This is a genomic window from Devosia sp. Soil_C_22, from assembly GCF_057657195.1.
The window spans coordinates 2,140,158-2,158,007 of record NZ_JBDGIY010000001.1 but is presented as its reverse complement, the minus strand read 5'-3'; the positions used below and the strand labels follow the sequence as shown (position 1 = coordinate 2,158,007).

General features: G+C 65.1%; 30 protein-coding genes. 16 read left to right on the top strand and 14 right to left on the bottom strand.

Features of this window, described 5'->3' with window-relative positions:
• Positions 1 to 38 precede the first annotated feature (38 nt).
• Complete coding sequence (ruvX, locus tag AC3A6I_RS10480) at positions 39 to 500, bottom strand: Holliday junction resolvase RuvX (RefSeq protein ID WP_487543631.1); 462 nt, start codon at positions 498 to 500, stop codon at positions 39 to 41.
• A gap of 157 nt (positions 501 to 657) precedes the next feature.
• Between ruvX and AC3A6I_RS10475 the strand changes: the two genes are divergently transcribed.
• From AC3A6I_RS10475 to AC3A6I_RS10445, 7 genes are all read left to right on the top strand, one after another.
• A complete protein-coding gene (locus AC3A6I_RS10475; RefSeq protein ID WP_487543630.1) occupies positions 658 to 888 on the top strand; it encodes a DUF4160 domain-containing protein in 231 nt (76 codons plus the stop codon).
• Positions 878 to 1,333, top strand: a complete 456-nt coding sequence (locus tag AC3A6I_RS10470) for a hypothetical protein (RefSeq protein ID WP_487543628.1) — start codon at positions 878 to 880, stop codon at positions 1,331 to 1,333. Before AC3A6I_RS10475 ends, AC3A6I_RS10470 begins: the two co-directional genes overlap by 11 nt.
• 16 nt (positions 1,334 to 1,349) lie before the next feature.
• Entirely contained in the window at positions 1,350 to 1,859 is a 510-nt protein-coding gene (locus AC3A6I_RS10465; RefSeq protein ID WP_487543627.1) for a hypothetical protein, read from the top strand.
• Positions 1,860 to 1,940: 81 nt separating this feature from the next.
• Entirely contained in the window at positions 1,941 to 2,228 is a 288-nt protein-coding gene (gene gatC, locus AC3A6I_RS10460; protein ID WP_487543626.1) for an Asp-tRNA(Asn)/Glu-tRNA(Gln) amidotransferase subunit GatC, read from the top strand.
• A gap of 5 nt (positions 2,229 to 2,233) precedes the next feature.
• Positions 2,234 to 2,716 (top strand): GNAT family N-acetyltransferase, encoded by a 483-nt coding sequence (locus AC3A6I_RS10455; protein ID WP_487543625.1) that lies wholly within the window; start codon positions 2,234 to 2,236, stop codon positions 2,714 to 2,716.
• A gap of 111 nt (positions 2,717 to 2,827) precedes the next feature.
• Positions 2,828 to 4,312: an Asp-tRNA(Asn)/Glu-tRNA(Gln) amidotransferase subunit GatA gene (gene gatA / locus AC3A6I_RS10450; RefSeq protein WP_487543624.1), complete on the top strand. Its 1,485-nt coding sequence runs from the start codon at positions 2,828 to 2,830 to the stop codon at positions 4,310 to 4,312.
• A gap of 160 nt (positions 4,313 to 4,472) precedes the next feature.
• The gene (locus AC3A6I_RS10445; protein ID WP_487543623.1) at positions 4,473 to 4,787 is read left to right on the top strand and encodes a hypothetical protein; all 315 of its coding nucleotides are present in this window, start codon (positions 4,473 to 4,475) and stop codon (positions 4,785 to 4,787) included.
• Positions 4,788 to 4,843: 56 nt separating this feature from the next.
• Here the strand turns inward: AC3A6I_RS10445 and AC3A6I_RS10440 are convergent, their stop codons facing one another.
• On the bottom strand, positions 4,844 to 5,098 hold the full coding sequence (locus AC3A6I_RS10440) for a YjhX family toxin (RefSeq protein ID WP_487543621.1): 255 nt from the start codon (positions 5,096 to 5,098) through the stop codon (positions 4,844 to 4,846).
• Positions 5,099 to 5,407: 309 nt separating this feature from the next.
• On the opposite strand from AC3A6I_RS10440, the gene AC3A6I_RS10435 reads away from it, so the two are divergent.
• From AC3A6I_RS10435 to gatB, 3 genes are all read left to right on the top strand, one after another.
• Entirely contained in the window at positions 5,408 to 5,716 is a 309-nt protein-coding gene (locus tag AC3A6I_RS10435) for a chorismate mutase (RefSeq protein ID WP_487543620.1), read from the top strand.
• A gap of 37 nt (positions 5,717 to 5,753) precedes the next feature.
• On the top strand, positions 5,754 to 6,272 hold the full coding sequence (locus tag AC3A6I_RS10430) for an N-acetyltransferase family protein (RefSeq protein ID WP_487543619.1): 519 nt from the start codon (positions 5,754 to 5,756) through the stop codon (positions 6,270 to 6,272).
• Between the two features lie 248 nt (positions 6,273 to 6,520).
• Positions 6,521 to 8,020 (top strand): Asp-tRNA(Asn)/Glu-tRNA(Gln) amidotransferase subunit GatB, encoded by a 1,500-nt coding sequence (gatB, locus tag AC3A6I_RS10425; protein ID WP_487543618.1) that lies wholly within the window; start codon positions 6,521 to 6,523, stop codon positions 8,018 to 8,020.
• A gap of 75 nt (positions 8,021 to 8,095) precedes the next feature.
• Here gatB and AC3A6I_RS10420 read toward each other — a convergent pair whose 3' ends face one another.
• A complete protein-coding gene (locus AC3A6I_RS10420; protein WP_487543617.1) occupies positions 8,096 to 8,845 on the bottom strand; it encodes an SDR family NAD(P)-dependent oxidoreductase in 750 nt (249 codons plus the stop codon).
• Between the two features lie 155 nt (positions 8,846 to 9,000).
• Here AC3A6I_RS10420 and AC3A6I_RS10415 point away from each other — a divergent pair, with 155 nt between their 5' ends.
• The gene (locus AC3A6I_RS10415; protein ID WP_487543616.1) at positions 9,001 to 9,285 is read left to right on the top strand and encodes a DUF1330 domain-containing protein; all 285 of its coding nucleotides are present in this window, start codon (positions 9,001 to 9,003) and stop codon (positions 9,283 to 9,285) included.
• Between the two features lies 1 nt (position 9,286).
• On the opposite strand, the gene AC3A6I_RS10410 is transcribed toward AC3A6I_RS10415, so the two are convergent.
• The 4 genes from AC3A6I_RS10410 to AC3A6I_RS10395 all read right to left on the bottom strand — a co-directional run bounded on the left by AC3A6I_RS10410 (position 9,287) and on the right by AC3A6I_RS10395 (position 10,401).
• Positions 9,287 to 9,586 (bottom strand): hypothetical protein, encoded by a 300-nt coding sequence (locus tag AC3A6I_RS10410; protein WP_487543614.1) that lies wholly within the window; start codon positions 9,584 to 9,586, stop codon positions 9,287 to 9,289.
• A 64-nt stretch (positions 9,587 to 9,650) separates the two neighbouring features.
• Positions 9,651 to 9,818, bottom strand: coding sequence for a hypothetical protein (locus tag AC3A6I_RS10405; protein ID WP_487543613.1), 168 nt, complete (start codon positions 9,816 to 9,818; stop codon positions 9,651 to 9,653).
• 39 nt (positions 9,819 to 9,857) lie between these two features.
• A complete protein-coding gene (locus tag AC3A6I_RS10400) occupies positions 9,858 to 10,109 on the bottom strand; it encodes a hypothetical protein (RefSeq protein WP_487543612.1) in 252 nt (83 codons plus the stop codon).
• Between the two features lie 85 nt (positions 10,110 to 10,194).
• Complete coding sequence (locus AC3A6I_RS10395) at positions 10,195 to 10,401, bottom strand: cold-shock protein (RefSeq protein ID WP_487543611.1); 207 nt, start codon at positions 10,399 to 10,401, stop codon at positions 10,195 to 10,197.
• A gap of 367 nt (positions 10,402 to 10,768) precedes the next feature.
• Between AC3A6I_RS10395 and AC3A6I_RS10390 the strand changes: the two genes are divergently transcribed.
• A complete protein-coding gene (locus AC3A6I_RS10390) occupies positions 10,769 to 11,113 on the top strand; it encodes a hypothetical protein (RefSeq protein WP_487543610.1) in 345 nt (114 codons plus the stop codon).
• 86 nt (positions 11,114 to 11,199) lie between these two features.
• Here AC3A6I_RS10390 and AC3A6I_RS10385 read toward each other — a convergent pair whose 3' ends face one another.
• The 4 genes from AC3A6I_RS10385 to AC3A6I_RS10370 all read right to left on the bottom strand — a co-directional run bounded on the left by AC3A6I_RS10385 (position 11,200) and on the right by AC3A6I_RS10370 (position 13,307).
• The gene (locus AC3A6I_RS10385) at positions 11,200 to 11,565 is read right to left on the bottom strand and encodes a hypothetical protein (RefSeq protein ID WP_487543609.1); all 366 of its coding nucleotides are present in this window, start codon (positions 11,563 to 11,565) and stop codon (positions 11,200 to 11,202) included.
• A gap of 5 nt (positions 11,566 to 11,570) precedes the next feature.
• A complete protein-coding gene (locus AC3A6I_RS10380; protein ID WP_487543608.1) occupies positions 11,571 to 11,858 on the bottom strand; it encodes a hypothetical protein in 288 nt (95 codons plus the stop codon).
• A gap of 175 nt (positions 11,859 to 12,033) precedes the next feature.
• Positions 12,034 to 12,663 carry a hypothetical protein gene (locus AC3A6I_RS10375; protein ID WP_487543607.1) on the bottom strand — a complete coding sequence of 210 codons (630 nt, stop codon included), beginning with the start codon at positions 12,661 to 12,663 and terminating at the stop codon, positions 12,034 to 12,036.
• A 50-nt stretch (positions 12,664 to 12,713) separates the two neighbouring features.
• Positions 12,714 to 13,307 carry a carboxymuconolactone decarboxylase family protein gene (locus AC3A6I_RS10370; protein WP_487543606.1) on the bottom strand — a complete coding sequence of 198 codons (594 nt, stop codon included), beginning with the start codon at positions 13,305 to 13,307 and terminating at the stop codon, positions 12,714 to 12,716.
• Between the two features lie 116 nt (positions 13,308 to 13,423).
• Between AC3A6I_RS10370 and AC3A6I_RS10365 the strand changes: the two genes are divergently transcribed.
• Complete coding sequence (locus AC3A6I_RS10365) at positions 13,424 to 13,903, top strand: VOC family protein (protein ID WP_487543605.1); 480 nt, start codon at positions 13,424 to 13,426, stop codon at positions 13,901 to 13,903.
• 175 nt (positions 13,904 to 14,078) lie between these two features.
• Here AC3A6I_RS10365 and AC3A6I_RS10360 read toward each other — a convergent pair whose 3' ends face one another.
• Both AC3A6I_RS10360 and AC3A6I_RS10355 read right to left on the bottom strand, forming a co-directional pair.
• Positions 14,079 to 15,011: a DMT family transporter gene (locus AC3A6I_RS10360; RefSeq protein WP_487543604.1), complete on the bottom strand. Its 933-nt coding sequence runs from the start codon at positions 15,009 to 15,011 to the stop codon at positions 14,079 to 14,081.
• Positions 15,012 to 15,014: 3 nt separating this feature from the next.
• Complete coding sequence (locus AC3A6I_RS10355) at positions 15,015 to 15,401, bottom strand: tautomerase family protein (RefSeq protein WP_487543602.1); 387 nt, start codon at positions 15,399 to 15,401, stop codon at positions 15,015 to 15,017.
• Between the two features lie 118 nt (positions 15,402 to 15,519).
• Here AC3A6I_RS10355 and AC3A6I_RS10350 point away from each other — a divergent pair, with 118 nt between their 5' ends.
• The 3 genes from AC3A6I_RS10350 to AC3A6I_RS10340 all read left to right on the top strand — a co-directional run bounded on the left by AC3A6I_RS10350 (position 15,520) and on the right by AC3A6I_RS10340 (position 17,177).
• Positions 15,520 to 15,831, top strand: coding sequence for a hypothetical protein (locus tag AC3A6I_RS10350; RefSeq protein ID WP_487543600.1), 312 nt, complete (start codon positions 15,520 to 15,522; stop codon positions 15,829 to 15,831).
• A 40-nt stretch (positions 15,832 to 15,871) separates the two neighbouring features.
• Entirely contained in the window at positions 15,872 to 16,138 is a 267-nt protein-coding gene (locus AC3A6I_RS10345) for a dihydrofolate reductase family protein (protein ID WP_487543599.1), read from the top strand.
• A 73-nt stretch (positions 16,139 to 16,211) separates the two neighbouring features.
• Positions 16,212 to 17,177, top strand: a complete 966-nt coding sequence (locus AC3A6I_RS10340; RefSeq protein ID WP_487543598.1) for a bifunctional helix-turn-helix transcriptional regulator/GNAT family N-acetyltransferase — start codon at positions 16,212 to 16,214, stop codon at positions 17,175 to 17,177.
• Between the two features lie 107 nt (positions 17,178 to 17,284).
• On the opposite strand, the gene purN is transcribed toward AC3A6I_RS10340, so the two are convergent.
• Positions 17,285 to 17,827 (bottom strand): phosphoribosylglycinamide formyltransferase, encoded by a 543-nt coding sequence (gene purN, locus AC3A6I_RS10335; RefSeq protein WP_487545013.1) that lies wholly within the window; start codon positions 17,825 to 17,827, stop codon positions 17,285 to 17,287.
• Between the last annotated feature and the right edge of the window lie 23 nt (positions 17,828 to 17,850).

Sequence of the window (17,850 nt, the reverse complement as noted above, 5' to 3'; positions counted from 1 at the left end):
TACAGCCTCACGCAGCATTTTCCACGTATGTGATCCGGCTACAGCGCGCCTCTGCGGAGACGCTCCAGAGCGCCCTGCAGGATATAGCTGGCGGCCAGCTTGTCGACGACCTCGGCGCGCTTGTCGCGGCGGACATCGGCCTCGATCAGGGTGCGGGTAACGGCGGATGTGGAAAGCCGCTCGTCCCAGAAGGCGATGGGGACATCGGTCTTCTGCGCGAGGTTGCGGGCAAAGGCGCGGGTGGATTGGACGCGCGGCCCCTCCGAGCCATCCATATTCAGCGGCAGGCCGAGCACGAGGCCGACAACGGTGTTCTCGGCGATCAGCTGGAGCAGCCGGTTCGCATCCTCGGTGAACTTAGTGCGACGGATGGTTTCGAGCGGGGTGGCCGAGTAGCGCATGCCGTCGGAGATGGCGACGCCGATGGTCTTGGTCCCGAGGTCGAGGCCGAGGAGTTTGCCGGTGGGGGGGAGGAGGGAGATGGCTTCAATTACCGGCACGGCAAGACACCTGTTGCGTGGAGGAACAAAACGTGATCATCTGCCTATGCGAGATGACGTACGTAGCATTACATAGGTAGTCTAACTCGGTTGCGTGTTTACACCGATCCGTCGATCTTGAAAGTGCAATTGGTGCACTATTCCTGTGGGGGCAGGGATGTCGACCATCAAACGGATCGGGAAGCTCAAAATACAGGTCTACGCCGACGACCACTATCCGTGGCACTGTCATGTCATTTCGCCGGATCTCGAAGTCCTTGTCAGTCTGGACGATTTGTCAATCATCAAGGGCGTCCGTTATCGTCGGGAAATCTCGGACGCGCTGGCATGGATCCAAGCTAACTTGGACTTCGTGCGTGGCGAGTGGAAAAGGCAGAATGAGCGTTGACGACCTTTACGAGGAAGCCCCGCTTCCCCGGATTGAAAGTGCAGAAGCCCTCGACGGTCGCCGTGTGCGCATCGTGTGGCGAGGCGGTGTTGCGCAGGATATTGATGTCGCGCCGGCATTGGCCAGCCGCCGTATATTTCTGCAGTTGCGTACGGATGATGAGCTGTTCAGGACTCTGCAGGTCAACGAGGACGGCAACGCAATTGAATGGGCAGACGGCGCGGAGCTTACTGCTATTTGGCTTGAAAGGTTGGCTCCGACTGCTCTTGCTAATACGGAGTTCCGTGCGGCCATGGATGAGCTTGGCTACACTCTGGAGGGCATGGCTGCGCGTCTCGGGTTGTCTAGGCGTTTGATCGCAGACTACCGCCGTGACAAGCCGATTCCTGAGACGGTAGGTCTGGCCGTTCGGTATCTTATCGAGCATCAGAAGAAGGCCAGTTAGGTCCATTGCCGGTCATATGAAACTCACCTGGTTTGGCGGCACGACCGTCCGTGTTCATATCGGCGGCAGTATACTCGTCTGCGATCCGGCGGGGACAAATGGGGTGGATCCGGACGAGCTGGTTTCGGGGGCGGATCGGGTCTTTGCCATGTCCGAGGGGCTGGAGCGGGTCGATCCGGCGGCTTGGCAGCCGGAGCGGGCCGGGACGATGCTCAATGAGGCGGCTCCGGTGCAGGTACTCGGCGTCGAAGGCGGAGCGATTGTTTCCGTGGCCGGCGAGGCGCCGTTGCTGCTGGTGACCGGCGCTTTGCCGCGGGTCGGGCGCTGGGGGCGGGATGCTGTCGTGGTGGTGTTCGGGGATGAGGCCGATCGGCTGGCGGAGGCCGTGCTTGACGAGATCGGGCCGCAGCTGATTGCGGTTGCCGCGCCGGAGGCTATCGTCGATCGGGCGATTGCGGTGCTGAAGGATCGACTGGACGGAACGGGACTCACTTCGCTCGAGGCCGGGTTGGCGCTGGAAGTTTGATGGCGCCCATCAAGGGATTTCGTTGTTCTCCGCCGCTTTCCGTTGCTAGAAGGCGGCAAAATGTGACTTTCGGAGTGACCCATGTCGGTTGATGCTGCCACCGTGAAGCGTATCGGGCGCCTGGCCCGGATCCGGATCGAAGAAAGCGAGGTCGAAAAGTACCAGGACGAGCTCAACGCCATCCTGGGCTTTGTCGAGCAACTCGGCGAAGTGAATGTCGAAGGTGTCGAGCCGATGACCTCGGTGACGCCGATGCAGCTGCGCCGGCGCGACGACAAGGTCACCGACGGCGGCTATCCGGACAAGATCGTAAAGAACGCGCCGCTCACCGAAGACAATTTCTTCATGGTGCCCAAGGTCGTCGAGTAAGCGCTATGGCCGTCAGCATCGCCATCGAGACGCCGCTGCAGGACGATATCCGCCAGCTGGTGCACGAGCTCAACGAGCACCTGCTGCCGCTGTCGCCGATCGAGTTCCAGTTCAAGATGACCGTCGAGCAGATGGCGGATGCCGACACGACTGTGTTCGTGGCGCGCAACGAGGCCGGCGCGGCGGTGGGAATCGGGGCGCTGCGGGTGATCTCGGCCGAGGCGGGCGAGGTGAAGCGCATGTACACGAGCCCGTCGGTGCGCGGTCAGCGTGTCGGCTCGGCGCTGCTCGATGCGATCACGGCGCTGGCGCTCGACAAGGGCATGTCGCTGCTCCTGCTCGAGACGGGCACCGGCGAGGGCATGGCTGGGGCGCACCGGCTCTACACCAACTCGGGTTTCAACGAACGCGGGCCGTTCCTCGATTATCCCGAGAGCGAGTGGTCGGTGTTCTTCGAGAAGCGGATCAGGCAGCCTGCTGTTGCGTGATCCGTTGCGCGATGTTGCGATAATCGCAACGTCAGCACGCAATGTTGCGATTATCGCAACAGAACTATAGGAACGGCGGGACCTTTCCCGCGTCCTTCCCGCGAGCCTGAATTGACCGACCTTACCCACCTGAGCCTTGCTGCTGCCCGCGATGGGCTGAAGCGCAAGGATTTCTCGTCCAGCGAACTGACCGGCGCCTACCTCACGGCGATCGAGGGCGCCAACCCCAAGCTCAATGCCTATGTGGCGGTGACCGGAGAGCAGGCGCTGGCACAGGCCAAGCGGAGTGACGACAAGCTCGCGGCCGGGCAGGGCGGGCCGCTCGAGGGCGTGCCGCTCGGCATCAAGGACCTGTTCGCCACCAAGGGCGTTCATACCCAGGCGGCGAGCCACATCCTCGATGCGTTCAAGCCGGAATACGAATCGACGGTGACCAGCAATCTGTGGCGCGACGGCGCGGTGATGCTGGGCAAGCTCAACATGGACGAGTTCGCCATGGGCTCGTCGAACGAGACCTCCTATTACGGCCCGGTGATCAACCCGTGGCGGTCCGCCAACTCGAATGCCCAGCTGGTGCCGGGTGGCTCGTCGGGTGGCTCGGCGGCGGCGGTGGCGGCGTGGCTGTGCGCTGCGGCGACGGCGACGGATACCGGCGGCTCGATCCGCCAGCCGGCGGCGCTGACCGGCACCGTGGGCATCAAACCGACCTATGGGCGGTGCTCGCGCTGGGGCGTGGTGGCGTTCGCCTCCTCGCTCGACCAGGCCGGGCCGATCGCCCGCACGGTCGAGGATGCCGCGATCATGCTCGGCTCGATGTCGGGGTTCGACGCCAAGGATTCGACCTCGGCGCAGCTCGCTGTGCCGGATTTCGCGGCGGCAGTGGAGCGCGGCGTGAAGGGCCTCGTGATCGGCATTCCGCGCGAGTATCGCATGGACGGCATGCCGGCCGAGATCGAGGCACTGTGGCAGCAGGGCATTGCCTGGCTGAAGGCCGAGGGCGCCGAGGTGCGCGACATCTCGCTGCCGCACACCAAGTATGCGCTGCCGGCCTATTACATCGTGGCGCCGGCGGAAGCGTCGTCGAATCTCGCGCGCTATGACGGTGTGAAATACGGGCTGCGCGACACGGGCAAGGACATCACCGACCTCTACGAGCTGACCCGCGCCGATGGGTTCGGGCGCGAGGTGAAGCGCCGCATCATGATCGGCACCTATGTGCTGTCGGCCGGCTATTACGACGCCTATTACGTCCGCGCGCAGAAGGTGCGCACGCTGATCAAGGCCGACTTCGAGACCGTGTTCAACGATGGCGTCGATGCCATCCTGACGCCGGCAACTCCTTCTGCAGCCTTCGGAATCGGCGACGAGGACATGAAGGCCGATCCGGTGAAGATGTACCTCAACGACGTGTTCACCGTGACGGTGAACATGGCCGGGCTGCCGGGCATCGCCGTGCCGGCAGGCAAGGACGGGGCGGGGTTGCCGCTCGGTTTGCAGCTCATCGGCAAGCCGTTCGACGAGGAGACGCTGTTCGCGGCGGGCCGGGTGATCGAGCGCTCGGCGGGGATCGACTTTACGCCCGACAAGTGGTGGTAAGGCGGGCGTCGTGGGGTCTGCAGCTATTGCCGGCCCTGCCTTGCGTTGGCTGAATCCGCTTGAAGCCTAGCGGTTTCAGCCCTATTTGCCCGCCATGCGCAAATTGAGACTTGTCGAAATGCCGGTCAGGCCGGTGATTTCGTTTCAAAGGACTGGCTCCATGGCCGATGTATTCACCACCCTCGACTGGTCGGCTCCGCCCAAGGATATGTCCAAACCGCTGCAGGCGCTGTGGTGGGTGAAGAAGGGCGGGCTGCGCGTCGGTCCCGAATGGGAAGAGGCGCACCGGATCGTGCAGTCGATGGAAGGCACGTTCGAGTTCGACTGGGTGCATGCGTTGCTGCACTGGATCGAGGCCGACATGGGCAATGCCGACTACTGGTACCGCCGCGCCGGCCGCAAGCGCGCCACGGCGAGCGTTTCTGCCGAGTGGGAGCATATTGCCCGCGAACTGAGCGGCGTGACCCAGCATTAGGCCGGCAGAATACGACAGCTTGGAACGAGGGGGATAATTCCCCCTCGTTTTTGTTTTCAGCGATTGGTCAGTTCGGCTCGAACGAGCTCGAGGCCGCGCCGCGTGATGCGGTAAGGGCGGCCGTCGGACGAGGCTATGGCCTTCTTGTTCTTTAGCTTTTTGAACATGCCCAGGGTGCAGGGCATGAGCCAGCCGTCGCGGCTGTAGAGTTCGATGCCGTTGATCTTACCGGATTCGGTCTTAAGGGCGTGGATGGCGCCACCCTGTGCGAGCGCGTGCAGCACCCGCTGTTCCTCGCGGGAGATATCCATTTATTGTCAGTGCCTTGGAGGTGCGTGTGAACACGGACCGCCGCCAGCATCGCGCTTGGCGGCCGTCTGGTTTCAAACCCAACGCCAACTCGTTGATCGCGAAAGGCGATCAAGCGGTAGCGTTGGTGTTACGCAATCTCCGGCTGGCTAGACATAAGGACACTCCGTCAGTAGCGCTGACCTGATGCACGGCGCAGGCTGAACGGGCGATGAATAGCGGTTGAACCGGCAGTGGACCAGAGGCCAATTGCAATCGGCGGCGGCGCGGTGCAAACCAGCAACGTTCGATATCCCGCCGAGACTATTCCAGTGACCAAAACCCCCGCCGAGTGCCAGAGCAAAGACGACGTTCGCGTCGAGATCGACCGCATCGACCAGCAGCTGCTGGCGCTGCTCGCCGAGCGGCATGGCTATGTGACGCGTGTCGCCGAGATCAAGACCGACCCGCACGAGGCGTTCGATCCGGTACGCATCGAAGCGATCATCGCGCGGCAGCGCCAACGGGCGCAGGAACTGGACCTCGACGAGGACCAGGCGGAGTTGATCTGGCGCACGCTGATCAACTGGAATGTGAACTACGAAAAGGGCATTATCGCTGCGCGCAAGCGGCACGGCTGAGCTAGGCTCGGCTGTCCCGCGCGACAGGAGTCATCGTATGACGACGACCGAGATCACTGTTCGGAAGGCTGTGGCGAGCGAGGCAGAGCGGCTCACCGATCTGGCCCTGCTGGCCTGGGAGCGCGACCTGCGCCCCTTCCTGAGCGGTGAGGCGGCGAGCCGTCAGAACGAGAGGCGCCGGCTCGGCATGGCGGTGCATGAACTGCTCGATCGCACCATCGTCGCCGAGATTGATGGCGTGCCGGTGGGCTGGTGCGCGCGGGCCCGCGGCCGGCCCTATATCCCGTACCTGTTCGTGACCCCGTCGCTGCAGAACCAGGGCATCGGCAAGCTGCTGCTCAGGCGCATGGAATCGGTGCTCGAGCTCGAGGGCAACGACCGGGTGCAGCTCGATACGCTGAGCGACAACGTGCGGGCGGTGAATTTCTACCAGCACCAGGGCTACCGCATACTCGTGCTGAAGCGCGAAGGCGGGCAGGGCAGCGATCCGCAACTGAGTATCCGGCTCGAAAAGCGGCTCAACCCCTGGCGCGGTCCGCTGAACGACGAGGACTGAGGCGGAGTCCTTTGCGCCCATTGCGGGTAGCTTGGGGCGCGCCACCTTCCCGGGAAACCGTCATGCCCGGGCTTGCCCTGGGCACCCATGCATAGCGGGCTGCCTATGGGTCCGCGGGGCAAGCCCGCGGATGACGACTGAGGGCGTGTTGATAGCAAGCTGCCGAAGAACCTCGATCCGACCTGAACGTGTTGCCTTGTCGGCGAGGTCGCACTATGGCTTCGAGGTTCAATTCGAGGCCTGAGCCCATGACCCTTATCGATACGCGCACGCCGAACCCCAAGAGCTTCATCAAGGGGGCGACGGGCGACTGGGAAATCGTCATCGGCATGGAAGTGCATGCCCAGGTGACCTCGGAATCGAAGCTGTTTTCCGGTTCGTCGACCGAGTTCGGCTCGCCGCCCAACTCCAACGTGTCGTTCGTCGATGCGGCCATGCCGGGCATGCTGCCGGTGATCAACGACGAGTGCGTGCGGCAGGCGGTGCGGACCGGGCTGGGCCTCAAGGCGCAGATCAACAAGCGCTCGATCTTCGATCGCAAGAACTACTTCTATCCGGACCTGCCGCAGGGCTACCAGATTTCGCAGTTCAAGGACCCGATCGTGGGCGAGGGCTCGGTGTTCCTCGACATGCCTGAGGGCCGGATCGAGATCGGCATCGAGCGGCTGCACCTCGAGCAGGATGCCGGCAAGTCGATCCATGACCAGCACCCGAACATGAGCTTTGTCGACCTCAACCGGTCGGGCGTGGCGCTGATGGAAATCGTGTCGAAGCCCGACCTGCGCAATTCCGACGAGGCCAAGGCATACCTCTCCAAGCTGCGCACGATCCTGCGCTACCTTGGCACCTGCGACGGCAACATGGAGCAGGGTTCCATGCGCGCGGACATCAACGTCTCGGTGCGCAAGCCCGGCGGCGAGTTCGGCACGCGCTGCGAGATCAAGAACGTCAACTCCATCCGCTTTGCCGGACAGGCCATCGAGTTCGAGGCGCGGCGGCAGATCGATATCCTCGAGGATGGCGGCACGATCGACCAGGAGACGCGGCTCTACGATCCCAAGACCGGAGAGACGCGCTCGATGCGGTCCAAGGAAGAGGCGCACGATTATCGCTACTTCCCCGATCCGGACCTGCTGCCGCTGGAATTCGACCAGGCCTTCATCGATGGCCTGGCCCAGCACCTGCCGGAGCTGCCCGACGACAAGCAGGCGCGCTTCATCAGTGAGTATGGCGTGACGCCGTATGACGCGATGGTGCTGACGCTGGAGCGCGAGACGGCCGACTATTACGAGGCGGCGGTTAAGTTCGGCGGCGCCAAGCGCGACGGCAAGGCAGTCGCCAACCTGGTCAACGGCGACATCGCGGCCTTTGCCAACAGCCAGGGGCTGAGCGCGTTCGAGACGCATATCAAGCCGGGGCAGATTGCCGGCATCGTCGATCTCGTCGCGGCCGGGACGATTTCGTCCAAGGGCGCCAAGGACCTGCTGCAGGTGATCATAGCCGAGGAGCCTGAGGGCGAGCCGGCCGAGATCGTCGAGCGGCGCGGCATGAAGCAGGTGACCGATCTGGGCGCCATCGAAGCGGTGATCGACCAGATCATCGCCGCGAACCCGGGGCAGGTGGCAGCCGTGAAGGCCAAGCCGACCATGCTCGGCTGGTTCGTCGGGCAGGCGATGAAGGCTTCGGGCGGCAAGGCCAACCCGCAGGCGCTGAACGAGTTGCTGAGGAAAAAGCTCGGCATCGAGTAGGCCGGGCATTGCCAAGCTCACCGATGCCACCAATGCCGAATGGGCGTCGCGCTTCCGGGCCGAGCAGGGGAGCGGCTAGAGGCCGCCCGAGACGCGCAGGACCGCGCCGGTGGCGTAGGATGCTTCCTCGGACAGCAGCCAGATGACGGCATTGGCGATCTCGTCGGGTTCGCCGATGCGGGCCATGGGCACGCGTGAGACGACGCGCTGCGGCCGGCCGGGTTCGCCGGCAGTGGCGTGGATGTCGGTATAGATGGTGCCGGGCGCCACGGCATTGACACGGATGCCGGTGCTGGCGACCTCCTTGGCGAGGCCGATGGTCAGCGCCTCGACGCCGGCCTTGGAGGCGGCGTAGCCGACATATTCATGCGGCGCGCCGAGCGTCGAGGCGATCGACGAGATGTTGACGATGCTGCCCCGGATGCCGGCGGGCTGCCAGCGCCGGAGCGCCGCCTGGCACATCAGCATGGCGCCGAGCAGGTTGACCGCAAGGATGGCCTGCAAGGTTTCGGGTGTCGTATCCACGAACGGACCGATGCGTCCGGTGATGCCGGCATTGTTGACGAGGGCTGTTATCGGGCCAAGGCTGTCTTCCGCCTCGACGAAGGCCCGTTCGGCGAAATCCGGCTCCGCGACATCACCCTTGATCGCCGTGCAACGCGTGCCGCCGGCCTCCAGCTCGCGCAGCAACTCGGCCGCCGCCTCATCGTCGCTGCGATAAGTGACGCAGACGGCGTAGCCCAGCGTTGCGGCGCGCCGGGCGATCGCCGCGCCGATGCCGCGCGTACCGCCGGTGACGAGCAGGGTGGGCCGGCTGGTGGTCATGCGCATGCTCCTGTTGCGGTTTCGCGGAATGCAGCGGAGCGGGCGGCTGGCGTCAACCTTGATCGAAACGATCAATACGTGCGCGGCGAGGCGACGCGGCTGCCAGGGCGGGGTACGGTCCTGCCGATGGGGTGGCCGATCAAGGGGAGATGACCGTGCCGAAAGGATACTGGGTAGCGGATCTCGAGGTTTCGGACCCGGAGGCGTATCAGGCGTTCGTGCGCCCGTTCCTCGCCGAGAACGAGGGCCGCTTCCTGATCCGGGGCGGCGAGCGGCAGGTGGTCGAGGGGACGATGAATTCGCGGGTCGTGGTGATCGAGTTCCCGAGCTACGAGCATGCGAGCCGGGTCTACAACTCGGCGGAATACCAGCAGGGCATGAAGCTACGGCTGGGGGCGAGTAGTGCGAACCTCGCCATTGTCGAAGGGTTCGACGGCTAAGTCAGCCGGCGTTCGGATCGCCCGGTTGCCGCGATGCGTACTCGGCCTCATAGGCGACGCGATGACGCCGCTTCATCCAGAGGCGTACGCCGACGCCGCTGACGAATGCCGCGAGGACCGCGAGGCCCAGCGCCACCGGCTGGGCCAGCATATCGACGCTGTAGAAGACACCATAGAAGATGAGCGCCACCGCAAGAACCGAAACGGCGATCAACCCGTAAGTAATGGCCGAGCCGTCGGGCTTGGGCGCGTACTTCAAGGCGGCCGCCTTGGCATTGGCCTGTCTGATCTGATCGGGCACAGGAAATCCTTGGGTGTGTCGCTAGAAGTCACGCGAACGGAATCCGCGCCGGTTGGGCCGCGGGCTAGGGCTGGGTGTAGCGCAGCCGGCGCGCCAGTTCGGCGGCCGTATCGCGGTCGCCGTTGGCCTTGTCGAGAATTTCCCGCGCCTGCTTCAGCGTGAGGCCGAAGGAGTTGGCGAGAAAGCCCGCCGTGTACTGGGTGGGCTGGGGCGGATCGAGACTGTCGATCATGATGAGTTCCTTTGGCGGGTAGCCTTGGCGGTCGGCCAGCTATGCGGCTGCCTTCTGGCGCGGCAGGGGGTATGCCTCGGCCTCGTAGAGGGCGCGGATCGCCGCGCCGTCGTAGCGGCGCTCGTCGACCTCGAGGAACGAGCCGATCAGCCAGGAGGCGGGCACGTCTTCCATCATGTACTGGAGCGCGTCGGCCGCCGTCTTGAAGCGGCGGTACTGTTCGCGGGCCGATTTGGCGTAGCGGCGGCTGGGATAGAGCTCGGCGGCGGCAGCGTAGTTGAAATCATCCATCGGACTATCCCTTCGGGGTAGGGGCCCGGCTCAGGGCATCGTGGCGGGGAGATCGGCCGGACCGCGAGGGTCCGGCCGTTGGCAATCAGGCGAGCTGCAGGTTGGTCGCCGACATCTTGCCATCGCGGCCGGATTCGAGATCGTAGGTGACCTTCTGGCCTTCAGCGAGACCCATGATGCCAGCCGCCTCGAGGGCAGTGGCGTGGACGAAGGCGTCCTTGCTGCCATCGCTCGGGGCGATGAAGCCGAAACCCTTGGTGGCATTGTAGAATTTGACGGTGCCATTGATCATGACATTAGCTTTCGATTGTGAGGCCGCGCCGTTTGGCGAATGCACTCGTTGCTCCGACGCGACATGCGGCAGAGGCCTAAACGTTTGCAAAGCACGGAAACCAACAGCCGGCGAGCCGGACGATCAGAAGCCAACGATGGCTTAACGTCCTCTCTAGATGGCGATGCAGTTGGCCAAAATCAAGGCGAAGGTCCGGAAAATATTGCCGAATATTTTCCTGCGCCCTGAAAATCTTGGCTATGGCCCAGAAATCGAGTGAAAGAAGTGCGCTTTACAGCTTTAAATCACATCCAGTGCCTGTGGCGTGATAGCCTGTCGAACTTGCGCGCATTTCGCGCGCTCGTCTGACAAAGATCGGACACTTCAAATGCAGATCCCGACTTGGGTGAAACCCGGCCTGATGGGCGTGGGTGTAGGCGCAATCGCATTGGCCATCATCGGCTTCAACTGGGGTGGTTGGGTGACGGGTGGCGCGGCCAAGGACATGGCGACGAAGGCGGCCAATGCTGCTGTCGCATCGGCGCTGATCCCGTATTGCGTCGATCGCGCCGGGGCGGCCGATGCGACGGCGATGACCGCGCTCAAGGACGCGTCGGCCTATTCGCGCAAGGGAATTGTGGAGAAGGCTGGCTGGGCCACGCCGCTCGGCGCGGACAAGCCGAACAGCGCCCTGGCCGAGGCATGCCAGCTGAAGCTCGCCGAGGCGTTCTAGCGGATCTCACACCCGGAGCCGCCGGCAAGTTGCGGTGGCTCCGCAAGGCCTGAAGGCCTTGCACCGGACGCCCATCGGCGCCGCGGCTATCCTTCCTGCTCGTCGGCGATCTCGCCGACCTCCTTGCCGGCCTGCGTGATCCGGAGATGCCGCTTGCTGTCATCGGGTTCGGCGAGGCTGCGCGAGATGAGGAAGGCGGCTGCGGCATCGCCGTCGCGGCCGGAGAGCGATTTCATCGCAATGGGGCCCTGGGCGAGCTGACGCAGCAGGTGATAGGCGGACACCGGAACGTGCTCGAGCCGCAAGCCGACCAGCTGCACTGCCCGCAGCCGGATCGCCGCCTTATAGAGCAGGCGGGAAAGCTCATCGCGCGACAGGTCGTCGACGCGGCCGGCGGCCTCCATCAGCTGGTGCGAGAAAGGTCTATGCTCGTCCACGGTTCGGTCCCCCATGTCGGCTAATCGGTCTCGTGGCGGGATTGGTGCCGCCGGCTTGCGGCGATGTCCTCGAGCCGTGAGAGCGAGGGATGCCCGGCATTGTGCAGGTGCGGCGCGCCGCCGGCGGAGATGGCCACCAGATCGGTGAGGCCGAAGACGCGGGAGACCTCGGCGAGCGGCGGCTTGCCGCCCTTGATGCGGTAGCTCGAGGGCGGACGATCGAGACGCGTCAGCGTGATGGTGCCGCCGCGGGTAACCGCGACCTCTTCGACCAGATGCGTGGCGGGGTCGATCCCGTAGATCATCATGGTCAACTCCGCCCGGAGCTGCTCAGAAGTCTTCGATGTCATCGTTCGCCCTTCGTCCCGAAAACGGGAAGGTCCTGCGCTACGCGGAAGGACCGAACCGCGCGGGAACTTCTACGTAACTGGTGTGCCGCGGGCCGGTTTACAACCGGCGATCTTGGTTCCGACGGGCTCAGGCTCAGCGGGTGAAGGTGAAAAGCTGGCGGTCGAGCGGGAGCGCCGGGGTCTCGGGATGGGGCCAGCGGGCGGTGCCGAGGCCGTATTTGTGCGGGGGTTCGGTGAAGAATTGCCGGTCGGTGAAACCGGCATCGGCGAAGCTGGCGTCGATGCGGGCGTTGAGATCGGTGTACTGGCCGCCGCGGCTCCAGATCAGATAAGCGCCGGGAGCGCAGAAGCTGGCGGAGGTGCCGGCGAGGTAGAGGATGTCGTCCTCGCTGATGTTGCCCATGATGCCGACCAGCAGCACGAGGTCGGCAGGGATGGCGCCGACGGCGTTCCGCGGGTCGCCGGCATCGGCACAGACGACCTCGATGTCGGCACCGATCTGGGCGGCGCGCTGGCGGGCGGTTTCGGCGAGATCGGGCGAGAGCTCGACGATGCGGCCAGAAACACGGGCGGCATCCTGGGGCCGCTCGTCGAGTACGCCGAGGATGTCGCGGCCATCGCCGGAGCAGAGGCTGAGCAGGCGCAGCGGGCCGGAGCGGGCGTCGAGCTCGGCGGCGATCAGGCCGCGGACGCGGCGCAGGCGGGCCGAGTTGTTCGACGTGGGATCGGCATAGTCGTCGTGCCAGCGGACGTAATCGCGCATGAAACCCTCCGTGCTCGGGGCTGCATACGCCGAGTCGAGGGCGCTGTCCTTCACGACGCTGAGGCCGATTTCTTGCCCACCGCCAGCTGGTCACGCACGGCGGGGTCCGCGTCGAGGAAGCTCGCCTCGGCCGTGGCGCCGACGGCGTCGAAGTAGCGGCTCATGAAGTTGCGGTAGGCTGCGGCGAGCGCGATGTCGGCAATGTTGAGATCGGTGAGCTCGACGGCCCGGAGGCGGGCGATGTCGGCTTCAGTGATCTGTGAGGCGTCGCGGGTGATCTGCTCGGCATAGGCGAGCATTTCGACCTGCTGTTCGGTGAGGCCGGCGTTGCGGTAGTCGCGGTGGATGGCGAGCACCTGGTCGCGACCGAGCATGCCCGAGAGCGAGCGGAAATAGACGTGCGAGCAGTAGCTCGAGGGCACGTATTTCGCCGCGATGAAGGTGATCAGGCGGAAGTTGAGCAGGCCGAGCGAGAAGCCGTCGCGCATCTGGTGCAGCAGGCGCTCGATGGGCAGCAGCATGTCGGGGCGGGCCGACCAGCAACTCGTCGCCTGCATCACCGTGCCCATTACGGCGATCTCGGCATTGTAGAGCTCGGCGACCTCGCCGGTCGCCTCATCCGGGGTAATCGTCTTCACATACATCGCTGGGTCCCTCTGCCTCGCGCGCCGGCTGGAGCGGGCAGGGTGAACCGGACTTGAACGGAACCGCAAGGGTGGGCGCGCCGTTGTGCGGGGTTATCGACTATTCGGAGACGACCATGTCCGTACTCAACCGCGTGCTGTTCAACGTGCTGTGCAAGGATCTCGGCGACAGCGTCGCTTTTTATCGCAAGCTGTTCGGGCTCGACCCGATCTACGAGAGCGACTGGTTCGTGGTGCTGACGCCGCCGGGCCAGCCCAATGTGCAGATCGGGCTGATCGACCAGGTCAGCGAGTTCACGCCGCGGCATGCCTGGGGCATGCATGAGGGCACTTACCTCACCTTTGTGGTGGACGACGTATTCGCGGTGATGGACCGGGCGCGCGAGATGGGCGCCGAGATCGTGTCGGAGGCCGTGGCACTGGACTACGGGCAGACGCGCGGGCTGATCCGCGACATGAATGGCATGGTGATCGACGTGTCGACCCCTACCGAGGAGCTGGCAAAGCGCGAGGACGTGACGATCGTCGAGACCGAGCGGCGGACGGCGATCGACCAGGATCAGCCGGAGGATCGGGGCGGCTCGTCGGTGATGTAGGGACGGCCTCGCGGTCTCCCCCCGGCGCGTTTCCTGGCAATGGCCACCGAGTCATTCCCGCGAAAGCGGGAACCTCCGTTTTCGGCGCTGCAGCAAACCGAGATCCCCACTTTCGCGGGGACGACCCGGTGGGTGGGAAAGCAAGCGTGGAGAGGCGAAAGCGGGCTTCGTCCGGTTACGCGGGGGCCTTGCGGAAACCCTTCACCAGTCGGCCGTCGATGAAGACGAGGCCGAGGAAGATCACCAGGATGCCGATGATGTGGGTGAGCTCGAAGCGCTCATGCAGCACCAGCACGCCCAGAAGGATCGCCGAGATCGGGGTGATGAAGGTGTTGAGCGACAGATTCGTCGCGCCCACACGCGGCAGCAGCCAATAGACGAGCAGGAAGCTGAAGCTGGTCGAGAATACGGCGATGCCGAACAGCGCGCCCCAGGTTTCGATGCGCGTGATCACGGGAATGTCGAGGGCGAAGGCAGGCGCGCCGGTCAGCAGGCCGGCGATGATCGGCCAAAGCAGCGCCAGGGGGATCGACACCAGCGCCGCGCCGGTGAGCGAGGCCGAGGCCACGGCGTAGGGCTCGACCTTGGCGAAGCGGCGGGCATAGTTGAGCGTCAGGGCGTAGCAGCAGGTGGCGGCGAGGGCGGCGAGGATGCCGATGACCTGGCCGGAGGCGCCCATTCCGAACGAGGGCAGCGACAGGATGACGGCGCCGGCAAAGCCGACGGCGACGCCTATCACCTTGTTCCAGGTGGCCTTCTCGCCGCCGGGCCAGAGCTGGGAGACGATCACCGTGGTCATGGGCGTCATGCCGTTGATGACGCCGACGATGGAACTGGCGACGGTCTGCTCGGCGAAGGGGAAGAGCGCGAAGGGGATGGCGTAGTTGAGGATGCCGAGAACGAGGAACTGCGGGTAGAGCTTCGGATCGGTGGGCAGCTTCTTGCGCGTGGCGACGAAGACCAGCCAGCAGATGAGGGCGCCGATGCTGACGCGGCCGGCCGCGACCCAGAGCGGGCTGATCTCGCGGATCAGGATGGCGTTGAACAGGAACGAACAGCCCCAGACGGCGCCGAGCAGGATGATGAGCAGCCAATAGCGCAGCGGCATGGGTCAGACCTCGATGGTGAAGCCGAGCTCGATGTCGGCGGCCGACTGCCCGCGCAGGCCCCAGTTTTCGCGCGGGACGTCGTGGATGACGATCTTGAGATCGGAAGAGGGCACGCCGAAGGCGGCGAACTCGCGGGCCAGCGCGGCGTAGAGACGGCGTTTGGCATCGTGCGAGCGGCCGGCAAACATCGAGATCTCGACGATGGTGTAGTTGGGACCGCGATCCGGTGCTGCCGCGAAGGCGTGCGCCGGATATTCGAGGATGCGCACGAAACGGTCATCCTCGGGGATGCGGATGCCCTCGACGAGGGCGCGCTGGACGGCGGCGATCAGCCCGGCGTGGCGGTCGCCGATCCAGCCGGCGCGGGTTTCGATGCGAGTCGAGGGCATGGGGTTGTTCCCGTGAGGCGCGGAAGATGGCGCAAGGCGGCGTGCCGGTCGAACCGATTTTAGCGATGGGAGCCATCGATTCCGGTGATAGCGTCGCGGCTCCAAAGGGGAGAACAGCATGCGCAAACTCGTAGTGAGCAATTTCGCGACGCTGGACGGGCTGTTCGACGGGCCGGCCGGCGATATCGGGCCGCTGTTCCGATATCTTCATCCGGACTACCATGCCGACGGCAGCTTCGACGTCTATAACCTCGAGCGCCTCAAGGCGGCGGACTACCTGCTGCTGAGCCGCAAGGCGTTCCTGGGCAACCGGGAATACTGGACCGGGGTGCGCGGCAGCCCTGAGGTCAGCGCGGTGCGGCGGGAGTTTGCCGAGCTGATCGCGGAGCGGCCCAAGCTGGTGATCTCGGAACCGGCTGGGGGCAGATGAACTCGGGCCGTGGGGAAACACGGAGATCATCCCCCGAGCCATGGCAGCGGAGCGGGTCGCGGCGCTGAAGGCGGGCGGCGAGGGGGATATTCTCGTGCTGTTGAGCCGCCTGCTGTGGGGCGACCTCCTGGCAAGGCGGCTGGTGGACGAGTTGCACATTACCTTCTTTCCGATCGTGGGTGGGGTGGGGAAACCACTGTTTGCCGAGCGGCCGGCGGTGCCGTTGCGGTTGGTCCGCAGCGAGAGCTGGCCCGGGTCGGGGAAGGTGCTCACAGTTTACGCTCCGGATTACGCGCTGGCCGAGTAGCGTCTCGCGACGGCTTGCGGAACGGTCGCGCGACAAGATATGTTAGTGCTTACATATCTGGTGCGAGACTGAAATGAGCTATCTTTCCGACATGGGCGTGCTGTCGCTGGGCAGCCAGCTCAAGGCGATCAGCGACCAGCTCTACGTCATGGCGGACGCCGCCTATGCGCAGGCGGGCATTCCGCTGCAGGGACGGTGGTTCCCGATCCTCAAGCTGCTGCACGATCGAGGACCGATGACGGTGGGGGAGATCGCCGCGGCGGTGGGGCAGACACATTCGGCGATCAGCCAGCTGACCAACAAGCTCGTGCGCGAGGGTTGGGTCAGCACTTCGAGCGATCCCGGCGACCGGCGGACGCGGCGGCTGGCGCTGACGGCGGAGGCGGCGGCGATGGTGCGTGAGGCCAAGCCGCTATGGCGCGCGATGCAGGAGGTGCTGGAGGAGCGGGTGCGCGCAGCCGGGCTCGACGGGCAGCAGACGCTCGACGGGCTCGCGACAGTGGCACGGCCGGGCATGGCGGATGAAGTGGCGCTCAAGGTGCGGCGCTACCGGCGCGAGGCGGTGCGGATCATGCCGTTCCGGCCGGAGCTGCGCGAGCATTTTTACCGGATCAATGCCGAGTGGGTGGAGCGCTACTTCACGATGGAGCCGGCCGATATCGCGGTGCTGACCAACCCGGAGGAGAAGATCCTGAAGGGTGGTGGCGCGGTGCTGTTCGCCATGCTGGGCGAGGAAGTGGTGGGCACCTGCGCGCTCAAGCAGGAATCACCGGGCGAGTTCGAGCTGACCAAGATGGGCGTTTCGCCCGCGGCACAGGGGCTCGGGATCGGCCGGATGCTGATCGATGCGGCGATTGCCGAGTTCCAGCGCATCGGCGGGCGGGAGCTCTATCTCGAGACCAACACGAAACTGGCCACGGCGATCCGGCTCTACGAGAGCGCCGGCTTCGAGCATCAGCCGGCGGTGCGGGAGGGGACGCCCTATGCGCGGGCGAACGTGTACATGATCTGGCGGGGGGCTGGGGCGAAGGCGGCGTGAGGGCGACCGATCACGGTGGGAGATCGACGCATCTCAGGATAGGCCCCGGCCTGCGCCGGGGTGACCCGGTAGGTGAGGAGGTATCGCGGATCAGCCAGGCTGCCCGATCAACCCGTGTAAGTCGCGGCGCCTCTCGCCACGAGCGCCAGCGCTTCGGGGTAGATGCGGTGTTCTTCGGCGAGGACGCGGTCGGCGAGGGCTTCGGCGGTGTCGCCGGGGAGGACCGGGACGCGAGCCTGGAGGATGGTGGGGCCTTCATCGACGCCGGGGCTGACGAAGTGCACGGTGCAGCCATGCTCGGTGACGCGGTCGGCGAGCGCGCGGGCGTGGGTGTCGAGGCCGCGATAGGCGGGGAGCAGGGAGGGGTGGATATTGATCAGCCGGCCCTTCCACTTCTCGGTGAATTCCGGCGTCAGGATGCGCATGAAGCCGGCGAGCGCGATGATGTCGGGCCGCCAGAGCTTCAGTACATCGGCGAGAGCAAGCTCGAAGCCGGTGCGGCTGGGGTAGTCCTTGTGCCAGCGCCAGGCGGTGGCGATGCCGTGGGCGCCAGCAATCTTGAGGCCGGCGGCATCGGGCTTGTTGGAGAAGACGCCGACAATCTGGGCCGGGTAGTCCGGCGCGCGGGCGGCCTCGATGAGCGCGGACATGTTGGAGCCGCGGCCGGAAATCA